The following is a 13,025-nucleotide window of genomic DNA, read 5'->3' on the forward strand; positions in this document are numbered from 1 at the left end:
AGATGCCAGCTCTTTACGTGATGATCCCGGCGGCGCTGTTGATCGTGGCCATCGCCATTTACATCTTCTTCTGGGCGGTGGACAGCGGCCAGTATGACGACCTCGATGGCCCGGCCCACAGCGTGCTGTTCGACGACCAGGACCCGAATCACCTGGCCGCCGTCGACGAAGCCAACGGCCCTGAGCAACCGCCCAAGCCCAAAGACCCGCCCCATGCTTGAACTGGCGCCCCTGCTGGTCTCGGCTGTAATCCTCGGCCTGCTCGGCGGCGGCCATTGCCTGGGCATGTGCGGGGGCCTGATGGGCGCGCTGACCCTGGCGATTCCCAAGGAACAACGCAGTCGGCGCTTTCGCCTACTGCTGGCCTATAACCTCGGACGCATCCTCAGCTATGCCACCGCCGGCCTGTTGATCGGCCTGGCGGGCTGGGCCGTGGCCAATAGCCCGGCGGCGATGTTCATGCGCATCCTCGCCGGGCTGTTGCTGATCTGCATGGGCTTGTACCTGGCCGGCTGGTGGAGCGGCCTGACCCGTATCGAAAGCCTCGGGCGCGGCCTGTGGCGCCATATCCAGCCGTTTGCCAACCGTTTGCTGCCGGTGTCCAGCCTGCCCCGGGCATTACTGCTGGGCGCGCTGTGGGGCTGGCTGCCGTGCGGGTTGGTCTACAGCACCCTGCTGTGGGCGGCCAGCCAGGGCAACGCACTGGACAGTGCAGTGCTGATGCTCGCCTTCGGCCTCGGCACCTGGCCGGTGCTGCTGGCCACTGGGCTGGCGGCCGAGCGTGTCACCGCGCTGTTGCGCAAACGAAGCGTGCGCATGACCGGTGGCGTGCTGGTGATTGTATTTGGCCTGTGGACGCTACCCGGCCCGCACCAGCACTGGCTAATGGGCCATTAAAAGGCCATGTGGCATAGCGCCGCTCCCCGTTGATGCAAATCAAGATGGCCTGCCCACCCAGCCCCTAGACTCGGCCCACAAGCCTATCCGGGGGAACGCCCGCATGCTCGACGCCATTCGTTGGGACACTGATCTGATTCACCGCTACGACCTGGCGGGCCCACGCTACACCTCGTACCCCACCGCCGTACAATTCGACAGCCAGGTCGGCACCTTCGACCTGCTTCACGCCCTGCGCGACAGTCGCAAGGCCGCACGGCCATTGTCGCTGTATGTGCATGTGCCGTTCTGCGCGAATATTTGCTACTACTGCGCCTGCAACAAGGTCATTACCAAGGACCGCGGCCGGGCTCACGCCTATCTGCAACGCCTGGAGCAGGAAATCCAGTTGGTGGCCTGCCACCTCGACCCCAAGCAGCCGGTGGAGCAACTGCATTTTGGCGGTGGCACCCCGACCTTTCTCAGCCATGACGAGCTGCGTCAGGTCATGGGCCGGCTGCGCCAGCACTTCAACCTGCTGGACGATGATTCCGGCGACTACGGGATCGAAATCGACCCACGAGAAGCCGACTGGGCGACCATGGGCCTGCTGCGTGAGCTGGGTTTCAACCGCGTCAGCATCGGCGTGCAGGACCTCGATCCTGAAGTGCAGCGTGCGGTGAACCGCCTGCAAAGCCTGGAAGAAACCCGCGCAGTGATCGACGCAGCACGCACCCTGCAGTTTCGTTCGATCAATATCGACCTGATCTACGGCTTGCCCAAACAAACGCCGCTGAATTTCGCACGCACCGTGGAAGAAGTAATCAGCCTGCAACCGGACCGCCTCTCGGTGTTCAACTACGCACACTTGCCGGAGCGTTTCATGCCCCAGCGGCGGATCGATACTGATGACCTGCCCTCCCCGGCCGAAAAGCTGCTGATGCTGCAAACCACCATCGAGCAGTTGACCCAGGCCGGCTACCGCTACATCGGCATGGACCACTTTGCACTGCCGGATGACGAACTGGCCGTCGCTCAGGAGGAAGGCAGGCTGCAACGCAACTTTCAGGGCTACACCACCCACGGGCATTGCGACTTGATCGGGCTTGGGGTGTCGGCGATCAGCCAGATTGGCGACCTGTACTGCCAGAACAGCAGTGACCTGAACCACTACCAGAACGCTCTGGCCGGCGCGCAACTGGCTACCAGCCGAGGGCTGTTGTGCACCACGGATGATCGGTTACGGCGGGAAGTGATTCAGCAGTTGATCTGCAATTTCAGCCTGGCATTCGAAAAAATCGAACAGGCTTTCAACATCGATTTTCGTGGTTACTTCGATGAGCTGTGGCCACAACTGGAAGCGATGGCCGAGGACGGGCTGATCGAACTCGACCCCCAGGGCATCCGCGTATTACCGGCTGGACGCCTGCTGGTGCGCTCGGTGTGCATGGTGTTCGATGCTTACCTCGAGCACCAGAATCGGCAACGCTTCTCCCGGGTCATCTGATCGCGTGTTACTTCGCCATCAGGCTCATGGCTTCCATCTGAGCCTGAGGCGGCTCGTCTTTCAGGACTTTGGCCAATTGCGTCTGGGCTGTCATCAAGCCGGCCTGAATGGCCGCCACTTCGCCCTGCAAGCCTGCCACTTTGGCCTGGCGCGCCTCCGGGCTCATGGACGTGTCGGACATGGCGGTAGAGAGCTCAGCCATCTTTTCGGCCAGCTGCTTTCTCAGCTCGCGGATCATTTTCAACAGCTGCTTGGCGCTGTCGCTCAGGCTGCTCTCATCAATATCGCTATTGGAGGATTTCTCAGCCGAGGCCATGCCCATCCCCGCACCGGAAATGGTGACCTTCACGCCTTCAGTGGCGTTGGGCTCGGCAGGCTTGGTATCAGAGGCTGGCGCGTTGGCGGCGGCTTCTTTTTCCTTGGCTGCATCGGCAGCCTTCCAAATCGACACCGCAGGCGCGTTGATAATCGGGTTTTGGACAGTGCTCACTGACATGATCTGAGCTCCAGCTCATAGAGATACGTCCATGTATCGGCGCCGATACATAAACCTTTATACCGCTGCTGCTTTTTTGTACACGCTGGCCGGATCATCCCCCAGTGCGGTACCCTTACGTCTTATGTGTGTTTTCCCACAAGGATTTAAGAAATGTCCGAGCCAGTTAAACTGCGCGCTCATAGCCAGGCCCATTGCAAGGATTGCAGCCTGGCCCCCCTCTGCCTGCCACTTTCGTTGAATTTGGAAGATATGGAAGCGCTGGACGAAATCGTTAAACGCGGTCGCCCACTGAAAAAAGGCGAGTTTCTGTTTCGCCAGGGCGACAAGTTTGATTCCGTTTATGCAGTACGTTCTGGCGCGTTGAAAACCTTCAGCCTGAGCGATGGCGGCGAAGAGCAGATCACCGGTTTCCACCTGCCGAGCGAACTGGTCGGGCTGTCGGGCATGGACACCGAGATTCATCCGGTGTCGGCCCAGGCCCTGGAAACCACCTCGGTGTGTGAAATCCCGTTCGAGCGCCTGGATGAACTGGCCCTGCAGTTGCCGCAATTGCGCCGCCAATTGATGCGCGTGATGAGCCGTGAAATCCGCGACGACCAGCAGATGATGCTGCTCCTGTCGAAGAAAACCGCCGACGAGCGGATCGCTACCTTCCTGGTCAACCTCTCCGCACGTTTCCGCGCCCGGGGTTTCTCGGCCAACCAGTTCCGCCTGAGCATGTCGCGCAATGAAATCGGCAACTACCTGGGCCTGGCGGTGGAAACCGTGTCCCGGGTATTCACTCGCTTCCAGCAGAATGAGCTGATTGCCGCTGAAGGCAAGGAAGTGCACATCCTCGACCCGATCCAGCTCTGCGCACTCGCTGGCGGTTCGCTCGACGGTTGATCCAGACGCTTGCGGCCGAGCCAATCGGCTGGGCCGCAGGTATACTTCGAGTCCGTTTTCCTCCCCAGGACTCCTCGACGATGGTCTTCGATTCGTTCGACATCAAATCCCTGATTCGCCCAGTCATCGACTTCCCCAAGCCCGGGGTGATCTTTCGCGACATTACGCCGCTGTTCCAGTCGCCCAAGGCCTTGCGCCTGGTGGCTGATACCTTCGTACACCGCTACGTCGAAGCTGAGTTCACGCACATTGGTGCGATGGATGCCCGCGGTTTTTTGATCGGTTCGATCATTGCCTATCAGTTGAACAAACCGCTGATCCTGTTCCGCAAGCAAGGCAAATTGCCGGCTGACGTGCTGGCCGAGGGTTACCAGACCGAGTACGGCGAAGCCTTCCTGGAAGTGCACGCCGACAGCCTGTGCGAAGGTGATTCGGTGCTGATGTTCGATGACCTGATCGCCACCGGCGGCACGCTGATCGCAGCGGCCAACCTGGCCCGGCGCATGGGCGCACGGATTTTCGAAGCTGCGGCGATCATTGATCTGCCGGAGCTGGGTGGGTCCCAGCGCCTGGAAGACATGGGGATTCCGACGTTCTGCCTGACCCAGTTTGCGCTGACGGACCAATAACCCGGGATTCGGTGGCGAGGGAGCTTGTGTGGCGAGGGAGCTTGCTCCCGCTGGGCTGCGAAGCGGCCCCATGATCTTTGGGAGCGCTGCGCACTCCAGCGGGAGCAAGCTCCCTCGCCACAAAAGCGCTTTCTACAAGCCCATCTGCTTGCTGATGATTTCGTTCATCACTTCCCGAGTCCCGCCACCGATGGACAGGATGCGGTTGTCGCGATACAGCCGCTCCACCAGGTTGCCGCGCATGTAACCCTGGCCTCCGAGGATCTGCACGGCATCGTAGGTCACGCGGTCGGCGGTGTCGGTGGCGAGGTTCTTGGCCATGGAAATCTCCTTGATCACACTCTTGCCTGCGGCCATCTTGGCGGCCTGGCGGTAGGTGAACTCCCGGGAGACTTCCACTGCCGTGGCCATTTCCGCCAAGCGATGCTTGAGCACCTGGAACTTGCCAATGGGTTTGCCGAAGGCCTCGCGCTGGGCCGCCCACTTGAGGCTTTCTTCCAGGGCCATCTGCGCGGTCATGTTGGCCATCAACGCCAGGGCCAGCCGCTCGCTCTGGAAGTTGCCCATGATGCAGGCGAAGCCCATGTTCTCGGCGCCGATCAGATTGCCTACCGGTACGCGGCAATCATCGAAGAACAATTCGGCAGTGTCCGACGCCCACCAGCCCATTTTCTTCAGCGGTGTGCCGGTGGTGAAACCAGGCGTGCCCTTTTCAATCAACAACAGGCTGATACCGGCAAAGCCCGGCCCACCGGTACGTACTGCGACGGTATAGAAGTCGGCGCGCTGGCCGCTGGTGATAAAGGTTTTGCTGCCGCTGACCCGGTAATGATCACCGTCGCGCACGGCACGGGTTTGCAGGTTGGCGACATCGGAGCCACCACCGGGCTCGGTGACCGCCAGGGCGGCGATCTTCTCGCCGGACAAAACCTGCGGCGCGACACGATCGCGTACTTCAGGCCGGGCCCATTTGACGATGGGTGGCAAGCCGATATCCAGCGAGCCCAACCCCGCCACCACACCGCCGGAGCCGCAGCGCATCAGCTCTTCGCTGGCCGCGACCTTGGCGAACAGATCACCTTCGTGGCTGCCGCCGAGGGCTTCGGGGTAACCGATCCCCAGGATCCCCGCCGCGCCGGCCTTCAGGTACAACTCCCGGGGGAAGCTCTCGGCTTCCTCCCACTGCTCGATGCCCGGCAACAGCTCGCGTTCGACGAAACGGCGCACGCTGTCGCGGACCAATTGGTGGCTGGGGTCGAAGTATTCCTGATAGGCAGACATCGGCAAGCTCCACGGGAAGGTGGAGCGAACTTACCAAGCGCTTGCTTGGTTATCAAGCAAGAAGAAAGGCTTGTGACCGCCACAAAACGAATGTGGGAGCGGGCTTGCTCGCGAATGCGGTGTATCAGTCGCCAAATGCATCGACTGAACCAGCGCATTCGCGAGCAAGCCCGCTCCCACATTTTGTCCTGCGGTGTTTGTTACAGGGCGATCGGCTTACGACCCGCAAACGAATGCGCCAAGGTACCGCCATCCACCAGTTCCAGCTCGCCACCCAACGGTACACCGTGGGCGATGCGCGAGGTGATCAGGCCTTTGTTGGTCAGCAACTGCGCGATGTAATGGGCCGTCGCTTCGCCTTCCACCGTAGGGTTGGTGGCCAGGATCACCTCGACGAAGGTGCCCTGCTCCTCGATCCGCGTCACCAGTTGCGGAATACCAATAGCTTCCGGCCCCAGGCCGTCCAGCGGCGACAGGTGGCCCTTGAGCACAAAGTAGCGCCCGCGGTAACCGGTCTGCTCCACCGCGTACACGTCCATCGGCCCTTCAACCACGCACAACAGTGTGTCGTCGCGACGCGGGTCGGCGCATTGCGGGCAGAGCTCTTCCTCGGTCAAGGTGCGGCACTGGCGGCAGTGGCCTACCCCTTCCATGGCCTGGCTCAAGGCCTGGGCCAGTCGGGAGCCGCCGCTGCGATCACGTTCCAGCAGTTGCAGCGCCATGCGCTGGGCGGTTTTCTGACCCACGCCTGGCAAAGTGCGCAGGGCGTCGATCAGTTGACGAATCAGGGGGCTGAAGCTCATGGGGAAAGGTCCGACAAAACAACGAGACGCGGTTTATACCCGCGCCCCGGATTAGCGTCAAATGCTCAATCTTGTGCGACGTGCACCACCAACTTGCCGAAGTTGCGCCCCTCCAGCAAACCGATAAAGGCTTCGGGCGCCTGCTCCAGGCCTTCCACCACGTCTTCGCGGAACTTGATCTTGCCGTCCCGCACCCACGGCGCCATGGCGCTGAGGAATTCCGGCTGACGGTCGCCATAGTCGTCGAACACGATAAAGCCCTGGATGCGCACACGCTTGGTCAGCAAGGTGCGCTGCAGCACTGGCAGCCGGTCGGGGCCGCTGGGGGCTTCGTGGGCGTTGTAGCCGGCGATCAGGCCACACAACGGGATTCGGGCCTTGGCATTCAGCAGCGGCACAACCGCGTCGAACACCTTGCCACCAACGTTTTCAAAGTAGATGTCGATGCCCTCGGGACACGCCTGGGCAAGTTCCTCGGCAAAGTTGTCGCTCTTGTGATCGACGCAGGCATCAAAGCCCAGCTCGTCCACCACATAGCGGCACTTGTCGGCGCCACCCGCCACGCCGACCACCCTAAGGCCCTTGATCTTCGCCACCTGGCCGACCACCGAGCCCACCGCGCCGGAAGCCGCCGCCACCACCAGGGTTTCCCCGGACTTGGGTTGACCGATATCCATGAGGCCCATGTAAGCGGTCATGCCGGGCATACCCAGCACGCCCAAGGCCATGGACGGACTGGCCAGGCCCTTGGGCACCGGCATCAGGTTGCGGCCATCGGAGATGCTGTGGCTCTGCCAGCCGGTGGAACCGACCACCAAGTCACCCACTTCGAACTTGGGATTACGTGATTGCTCGATACGGCTGACAGCGCCACCGGTCATCACCTCGTCGATTTCCACCGGCGCGGCGTAGGACGGCGCATCACTCATGCGCCCGCGCATGTAGGGATCCAGCGACAAGTAAAGGGTTTTCAGCAGGACCTGGCCGTCGGCCAGTTCCGGCAGCGCGACGCGCTCCAGGCGAAAGTTTTCCGGCACCGGTGCGCCGTGGGGGCGTGAGACCAGCACAATGCGCTGGTTGAGGGTCAATGCTTCGGACATCAGCGAGGCTCCTTCTATCGGTGATTGAATTCAACGGTATAGGGTGCAGACCCCAAAACAGGGCCCAGGGTTCGACAAAACTCTCGCAGTAGCAGTTGTCGAGCGCCAGCGAGGCTACGTTAGCCGCACCGCTGCTTTCATGCCAGACGTGGCACCGAGTCGCTGCCGACGCAGCCTCGCTGCGGCTCGACAGCTGCTACGGGTATGGAAAATAGCCGGCCAAAAAAATGCCAGGCACGGGGCCTGGCATTTTCGGTGCTGCGCTTGCCGATCAGAACGGCAGCTTCATACCCGGCGGCAGTTGCATGCCAGCGGTCACGCCGGACATTTTGTCCTGGCTGTTGGCTTCAATCTTGCGCACGGCGTCGTTGACGGCCGCGGCAAACAACGCCTCGAGCATTTCGAGGTCGTCTTCGCCCACGCCCGGCAACACGCTTGGGTCGATGCTCACGCGCTTGATGTCGTGACGACCGGTCATCACCACACTGACCATATCGCCACCGGCTTTACCGGTGACTTCGGCGTTGGCCAGTTCTTCCTGCATCTTGGCCATCTTTTCCTGCATCTGCTGCGCCTGCTTCATCAGGCCGGCCATGCCACCTTTCATCATGGGAATCACCTCAAAAGTACGTGGATCAATTATTGGCCCCGGCTTATGACGCCTGAACCGGGGCTTCTACAGGTTCAATAGTATCGTGACGCACCACCGCGCCAAACTGCTGCATCATCTGCTGGATGAGCGGATCACCCTGGATCGACTCTTCAGCTTCGCGCTGGCGGTTGACCCGGCGGCGGGACGCAGCCTGGGCCGGGGTTTCCTGTTCGGGCTTGATCAGCTCAATGCTGATGGTCAGCGTGCGGCCGTGGAACTGGTTCAGGGCATCGTTGAGCCGGCGCTGCTGGGTCGCGTTGAACAGGGCGCTGTGGGCCGGGTCCAGGTGCAACAGCCAATGGTCGCCATCCACGGCAATCAGCGTGCAGTTGGCGGCGATGCTGCCGGTCATGCCCGAGATCGGCAGTTTCGGGAACAGCTCCAGCCATTGCAACGCCAGGCCGGTGGCCGGCATCGCGGCAGGTTCAGGTTCAGGCTCCGGGGCAGGCTCGGCGGTGTGTTCGCTCGCCAGGTCGTCCAGGTAGCTGTAAGCCGAATCGATGTCCGGCTCAATGTAGTCTTCGTCCAGCGGCGGCTCGTCGTCGAGGTCGGTGCCCGGGGTGGCAGCGTCCACTTGCGCGACGGTCGGCTCCGGCACCGGGGCCGAAACCCATTCCGGAGCATCCGGCACCACGCTGTCCGGGGTCGGCGACGGCATCGGCGTAAGTTCGGGCTGCTCGGCGGCCGTTTCCAGCACCGGCTCGACAGCAGGCTGCAGTTCGACCTCGGCCTCTACCGGGTCGTTCCACGGCAGGTCGACTTCAGGCACGGGCGCAGGCTCGACCACCGGCTCAGGCACGACCACAGGCGCCACCGGCTCGGCAACAACCGGGGCCGGCGCCGGAGCAACAGGCACAGGCGGCGCAACCACTGGCGCGACAACAGCCGGGCCAGCCACTGGTTTGGCGGAATCAACTGTGGCCTGGCTGATCCCCACTGGCTTTAGCGGCTGTCTCGGTGCATCCGCCGTGTCCGCGGGCCTGAAGGCCAGCATCCGCAGCAGGACCATTTCAAAGCCGCCACGCGGGTCGGGGGCCAACGGCAAGTCACGTCGGCCAATCAGGCCCATCTGGTAGTAGAACTGCACATCTTCGGCCGGCAACGCCTGGGCCAGGGCCAACACACGGTCGCGGTCGCCGTGGCCATTGTCGACACCTTCAGGCAGGGCCTGGGCGATGGCGACGCGGTGCAGCACGTTGAGAATCTCCGAGAGCACGCCATTCCAGTCCGGGCCTTGCTCGGACAGGTGGCGCACGGCTTCGAGCAACGCCTTGGCGTCGCCTTCGATCAGTGCATGCAGCACACCGAACACCTGGCCGTGGTCGAGGGTGCCGAGCATCGCCCGCACGTCGGCGGCCATAACCTTGCCTTCACCGAAGGCGATGGCCTGGTCGGTGAGGCTCATGGCGTCGCGCATCGAGCCGTCGGCGGCGCGGCCCAGCAACCACAGGGCGTCGTCTTCGAACGGCACGTTCTCGACACCCAGCACGTGGGTCAAATGCTCGACCACGCGCTCCGGGGTCATGTTTTTCAGGGAGAACTGCAGGCACCGCGACAGAATCGTTGCAGGAAGTTTCTGCGGGTCGGTGGTGGCCAGGATGAATTTGACGTAGGGCGGCGGCTCTTCCAGGGTTTTCAACAAGGCGTTGAAAGAGTGGCTGGACAGCATGTGCACTTCGTCGATCAGGTAGACCTTGAAGCGGCCACGGCTGGGCGCGTACTGCACGTTGTCGAGCAGTTCGCGGGTGTCTTCGACCTTGGTGCGGCTCGCGGCGTCGATCTCGATCAGGTCGACAAAGCGCCCTTCGTCGATCTCCCGGCACACCGAGCACGTACCGCACGGCGTCGAGGTGATGCCGGTTTCACAGTTCAGGCACTTGGCGATGATGCGCGCAATGGTGGTCTTGCCCACACCGCGGGTACCGGTGAACAGGTAGGCGTGGTGCAGCCGCTGGCTGTCCAAGGCATTGATCAGAGCCTTGAGCACATGGGTCTGGCCGACCATTTCGCGGAACGAGCGCGGACGCCATTTACGTGCAAGAACCTGATAACTCATCGAAAACCGTCGCAACTGGGAAGCGGAAGCGGGTAATGCTAGCGGAGCAAGGGGGAAATTGCATCCGGCACGCTCGTCTAATCTGACTAAGCTGGTCTAACCAAGCCCGTAAAAGGCTGAACCCGGAGAGTTTATGCGCGCAGTCCTGGGCGCCTTGTGGATGATTGCCACGGTCAGCGTGGCGGCGCCCGCACCTCTGCGTTTCTCGATTTCCGACAGCTGGACCATGCCCATGGTGCAACTCGACCAGGGCCAGCCGACCCAAGGGATTTTGTATGACCTGATGTTGAGCCTGGCCACCCAGGTCGGGCGCCCCGCGAAATTCCATGTACTCCCCCGGGCGCGCATCGACACCGCCATGGAGCGTGGCGACGTTGATGTGCGCTGCTACGTGACGCCGGCGTGGCTGAACAACCTGTCGGGTGACTACACCTGGAGCATCCCGCTGCTGGTGCAGCGCAATGTGCTGGTCACGGCGCACGTGCCGCCGCCTTCGGTGGTACTGGACAGACTGGCGCCGCAACACATCGGCACGGTACTCGGCTATAGCTACCCGACCCTGGAGGCACGCTTCGCCAGCGGTCAGCTCAGCCGCGACGACAGCCGCAGTGAAGAGCAAGTGCTGCAAAAGCTGGTGGCCGGACGCTTCAAGTACGCGGTGAGCAACGAATGGATTCTCGACCGCTTCAATCAGCAGTTACCGCCCACACAGCGCCTGCACACGGTGGCCGTGATTGAGGAGCAAAGCCTCGGTTGCTATGTGCGCAACGACCCGCTGGTGCCGGTCCAGCAGATTCTGCGCACGTTGTTGCGAATGAAAATGTCCGGTGAGATTGATGAAATCATCAATCTCTATACCGGGAACAGCGCGCCCTCCCCTTAAGATCACCTGATTTACCTTTGTGGCGAGGGAGCTTGCTCCCGCTGGAGTGCGCAGCGCTCCCAAAGATCTTGGGGCCGCTACGCAGCCCAGCGGGAGCAAGCTCCCTCGCCACAGCAAGCTCCCTTACCACAGCAAGCTCCCCTCGCCACAAACATCACTCAAGCTTTTGCCACTGCGCCGGCGGCCTGAACCCTTCAACCCACCCCGGCACGTCCCCCGCCGGCATCGGCCGGGCGATGAAATAGCCCTGGGCCACTTCGCAGCCCATGCGCATCAATAGCTGCCCGTGCTCCAGGGTTTCCAGACCTTCGGCAATCACTTCGCGACCAAACGCCCGGGCCAGGCCGATCACCGCCTTGGTCAGCGCCAGGTCGTCTTTGTCGTGCAGGATGTCGCGCACAAATGACTTGTCGATCTTGATGGTCTGGGTCGGCAGGCGCTTGAGGTAACTCAGGGAAGAATAGCCAGTGCCAAAATCATCCAGGGAGAACTGCACGCCCAGGGCCTGGCAGGCTTGCAGGTGCTGGGTGACGCGCTGGATATTGTCGATGGCCACCGACTCGGCGATTTCCAGGTCCAGCCGGTGCGGCTCCACCTGCGGGTACTGCGCCAGTAAATCCTGCAGCCGCTCGACAAAATCCTCGCGCTGGAAATGCCGCGCCGCGATATTCACGCTCACCGACCACCAGTGCCCATGCACCTGCCAGCGGTGCATCTGCCCCAACACCTGGTCGATCACCCACTCGCCGATGTCGACAATCAGGTCGGTCTGCTCGATAAGCGGCAGGAAATCCCCCGGCGTCACCAACCCGCGCTCGGGGTGCTGCCAGCGTAACAACGCCTCGAACCCCACCACCGTGCCGCAGCGCAGATTGACCTTGGGCTGGTAATGCAGGCACAACTGGCCCGCCGCCAGGGCCTGGCGAATCTGCTCCACGGTTTGGTGACTGGCTTTCACCTCCTGCTCCAGGGACACGTCAAACAACTGGTAACGGTTGCGCCCGCTCTGCTTGGCCACATACATCGCCTGGTCCGCATGACGCAGCAAGGTGTCGGCGTCTTCGTCATCCAAGGGGAACAGGGTGACGCCAATGCTGGCGAACACGTTCAGCTCGGCCCCCTGGATCGAGTAAGGCTCGGAAATCGCCTTGAGGATGCGCAGCAAGGCGGCGTTAAGCTCGTCGATATCGCGCACGTAACGCAGGATCAGCACAAACTCATCACCCGCCAGCCGGGCGACCACGTCCTCGCCGCGAATGATCTCCCGCAGGCGTGTGGCCACCTCCACCAACAACAGATCGCCACAGGCATGCCCATAGCCATCGTTGACCGCCTTGAAGCCATCCAGATCGAGCATGCACAGCGCCAGCGGAATGTTTTCGCTGCGGGAGAACTCCAGGGACTGGTTGAGCAGCTCGGACAGATAGGCACGGTTGGGCAAGCCGGTCAGCACGTCGTGGCCTACCCGCCATTGCAGGGTGTGCAACAACTGGCGTTTTTCGCTCACATCGAAGCGGATCGACACGTACTTCTGTACCCGCCCGGTCTTTTCATCGACCAGTGGCACCATGGTGCTGTCCACCCAATACAGGGTTCCATCCTTGGCCCGGTTGCAGATTTCCCCACGCCATACCCGGCCTTCGCTGATGGCCTGCCACATGCCCTGGAAGAATGCGGCAGGGTGCAGGCCAGAACTCAGGATCCGGTGGTTTTGCCCCAGTAACTCGTCACGCCCGTAGCCGGACATGCCGCAGAACTGGTCATTGACGTAAGTGATGCAGCCCGCCAGGTCAGTCTCGGAGAAAATGGCGGCTGCATCCACGGCCCTGCGGTATTTCTCTTCCATGAGTGAGG

The 13,025-nt window shown here is 62.0% G+C and carries 13 protein-coding genes; 6 read left to right on the forward strand and 7 right to left on the reverse strand.

Going from position 1 to position 13,025, the window contains the following annotated elements; translation table 11 throughout:
* Window positions 1-2 precede the first annotated feature (2 nt).
* From ccoS to hemN, 3 genes are all read left to right on the forward strand, one after another.
* Entirely contained in the window at window positions 3-221 is a 219-nt protein-coding gene (gene ccoS, locus HBJ59_RS01960; protein ID WP_003219033.1) for a cbb3-type cytochrome oxidase assembly protein CcoS, read from the forward strand.
* The gene (locus HBJ59_RS01965; RefSeq protein ID WP_076017213.1) at window positions 214-897 is read left to right on the forward strand and encodes a sulfite exporter TauE/SafE family protein; all 684 of its coding nucleotides are present in this window, start codon (window positions 214-216) and stop codon (window positions 895-897) included. Before ccoS ends, HBJ59_RS01965 begins: the two co-directional genes overlap by 8 nt.
* Before the next feature lie 103 nt (window positions 898-1,000).
* Window positions 1,001-2,383 carry an oxygen-independent coproporphyrinogen III oxidase gene (gene hemN / locus HBJ59_RS01970; RefSeq protein ID WP_076017212.1) on the forward strand — a complete coding sequence of 461 codons (1,383 nt, stop codon included), beginning with the start codon at window positions 1,001-1,003 and terminating at the stop codon, window positions 2,381-2,383.
* Between the two features lie 7 nt (window positions 2,384-2,390).
* On the opposite strand, the gene HBJ59_RS01975 is transcribed toward hemN, so the two are convergent.
* Window positions 2,391-2,879, reverse strand: coding sequence for a hypothetical protein (locus HBJ59_RS01975; protein WP_167662633.1), 489 nt, complete (start codon window positions 2,877-2,879; stop codon window positions 2,391-2,393).
* A 153-nt stretch (window positions 2,880-3,032) separates the two neighbouring features.
* Between HBJ59_RS01975 and fnr the strand changes: the two genes are divergently transcribed.
* Window positions 3,033-3,767, forward strand: a complete 735-nt coding sequence (fnr, locus tag HBJ59_RS01980) for a fumarate/nitrate reduction transcriptional regulator Fnr (RefSeq protein ID WP_003219044.1) — start codon at window positions 3,033-3,035, stop codon at window positions 3,765-3,767.
* An 80-nt stretch (window positions 3,768-3,847) separates the two neighbouring features.
* A complete protein-coding gene (locus tag HBJ59_RS01985) occupies window positions 3,848-4,396 on the forward strand; it encodes an adenine phosphoribosyltransferase (protein ID WP_017477175.1) in 549 nt (182 codons plus the stop codon).
* A gap of 132 nt (window positions 4,397-4,528) precedes the next feature.
* Here the strand turns inward: HBJ59_RS01985 and HBJ59_RS01990 are convergent, their stop codons facing one another.
* The 5 genes from HBJ59_RS01990 to dnaX all read right to left on the reverse strand — a co-directional run bounded on the left by HBJ59_RS01990 (window position 4,529) and on the right by dnaX (window position 10,288).
* Entirely contained in the window at window positions 4,529-5,677 is a 1,149-nt protein-coding gene (locus HBJ59_RS01990; RefSeq protein ID WP_167662634.1) for an acyl-CoA dehydrogenase family protein, read from the reverse strand.
* 200 nt (window positions 5,678-5,877) lie between these two features.
* Window positions 5,878-6,480, reverse strand: a complete 603-nt coding sequence (gene recR, locus HBJ59_RS01995) for a recombination mediator RecR (protein ID WP_003219049.1) — start codon at window positions 6,478-6,480, stop codon at window positions 5,878-5,880.
* A 65-nt stretch (window positions 6,481-6,545) separates the two neighbouring features.
* Window positions 6,546-7,580 carry an NADP-dependent oxidoreductase gene (locus HBJ59_RS02000; RefSeq protein WP_167662635.1) on the reverse strand — a complete coding sequence of 345 codons (1,035 nt, stop codon included), beginning with the start codon at window positions 7,578-7,580 and terminating at the stop codon, window positions 6,546-6,548.
* Window positions 7,581-7,851: 271 nt separating this feature from the next.
* Window positions 7,852-8,190, reverse strand: coding sequence for a YbaB/EbfC family nucleoid-associated protein (locus tag HBJ59_RS02005; RefSeq protein WP_003193199.1), 339 nt, complete (start codon window positions 8,188-8,190; stop codon window positions 7,852-7,854).
* A gap of 43 nt (window positions 8,191-8,233) precedes the next feature.
* Window positions 8,234-10,288 (reverse strand): DNA polymerase III subunit gamma/tau, encoded by a 2,055-nt coding sequence (gene dnaX / locus HBJ59_RS02010; RefSeq protein WP_167662636.1) that lies wholly within the window; start codon window positions 10,286-10,288, stop codon window positions 8,234-8,236.
* Window positions 10,289-10,421: 133 nt separating this feature from the next.
* Here dnaX and HBJ59_RS02015 point away from each other — a divergent pair, with 133 nt between their 5' ends.
* Entirely contained in the window at window positions 10,422-11,171 is a 750-nt protein-coding gene (locus tag HBJ59_RS02015) for an ABC transporter substrate-binding protein (RefSeq protein WP_167662637.1), read from the forward strand.
* A gap of 154 nt (window positions 11,172-11,325) precedes the next feature.
* On the opposite strand, the gene HBJ59_RS02020 is transcribed toward HBJ59_RS02015, so the two are convergent.
* On the reverse strand, window positions 11,326-13,017 hold the full coding sequence (locus HBJ59_RS02020) for a bifunctional diguanylate cyclase/phosphodiesterase (protein ID WP_076017206.1): 1,692 nt from the start codon (window positions 13,015-13,017) through the stop codon (window positions 11,326-11,328).
* Between the last annotated feature and the right edge of the window lie 8 nt (window positions 13,018-13,025).

This window comes from Pseudomonas sp. AN3A02 (assembly GCF_011765255.1).
GTDB lineage: Bacteria > Pseudomonadota > Gammaproteobacteria > Pseudomonadales > Pseudomonadaceae > Aquipseudomonas.

Bases quoted from the DNA above. Each gene is read 5' to 3' on its own strand.
- ccoS (WP_003219033.1), top strand. From the start codon at position 3: ATGCCAGCTCTTTACGTGATGATCCCGGCGGCGCTGTTGATCGTGGCC.
- HBJ59_RS01965 (WP_076017213.1), top strand. From the start codon at position 214: ATGCTTGAACTGGCGCCCCTGCTGGTCTCGGCTGTAATCCTCGGCCTG.
- hemN (WP_076017212.1), top strand. From the start codon at position 1,001: ATGCTCGACGCCATTCGTTGGGACACTGATCTGATTCACCGCTACGAC.
- HBJ59_RS01975 (WP_167662633.1), bottom strand. From the start codon at position 2,879: ATGTCAGTGAGCACTGTCCAAAACCCGATTATCAACGCGCCTGCGGTG.
- fnr (WP_003219044.1), top strand. From the start codon at position 3,033: ATGTCCGAGCCAGTTAAACTGCGCGCTCATAGCCAGGCCCATTGCAAG.
- HBJ59_RS01985 (WP_017477175.1), top strand. From the start codon at position 3,848: ATGGTCTTCGATTCGTTCGACATCAAATCCCTGATTCGCCCAGTCATC.
- HBJ59_RS01990 (WP_167662634.1), bottom strand. From the start codon at position 5,677: ATGTCTGCCTATCAGGAATACTTCGACCCCAGCCACCAATTGGTCCGC.
- recR (WP_003219049.1), bottom strand. From the start codon at position 6,480: ATGAGCTTCAGCCCCCTGATTCGTCAACTGATCGACGCCCTGCGCACT.
- HBJ59_RS02000 (WP_167662635.1), bottom strand. From the start codon at position 7,580: ATGTCCGAAGCATTGACCCTCAACCAGCGCATTGTGCTGGTCTCACGC.
- HBJ59_RS02005 (WP_003193199.1), bottom strand. From the start codon at position 8,190: ATGATGAAAGGTGGCATGGCCGGCCTGATGAAGCAGGCGCAGCAGATG.
- dnaX (WP_167662636.1), bottom strand. From the start codon at position 10,288: ATGAGTTATCAGGTTCTTGCACGTAAATGGCGTCCGCGCTCGTTCCGC.
- HBJ59_RS02015 (WP_167662637.1), top strand. From the start codon at position 10,422: ATGCGCGCAGTCCTGGGCGCCTTGTGGATGATTGCCACGGTCAGCGTG.
- HBJ59_RS02020 (WP_076017206.1), bottom strand. From the start codon at position 13,017: ATGGAAGAGAAATACCGCAGGGCCGTGGATGCAGCCGCCATTTTCTCC.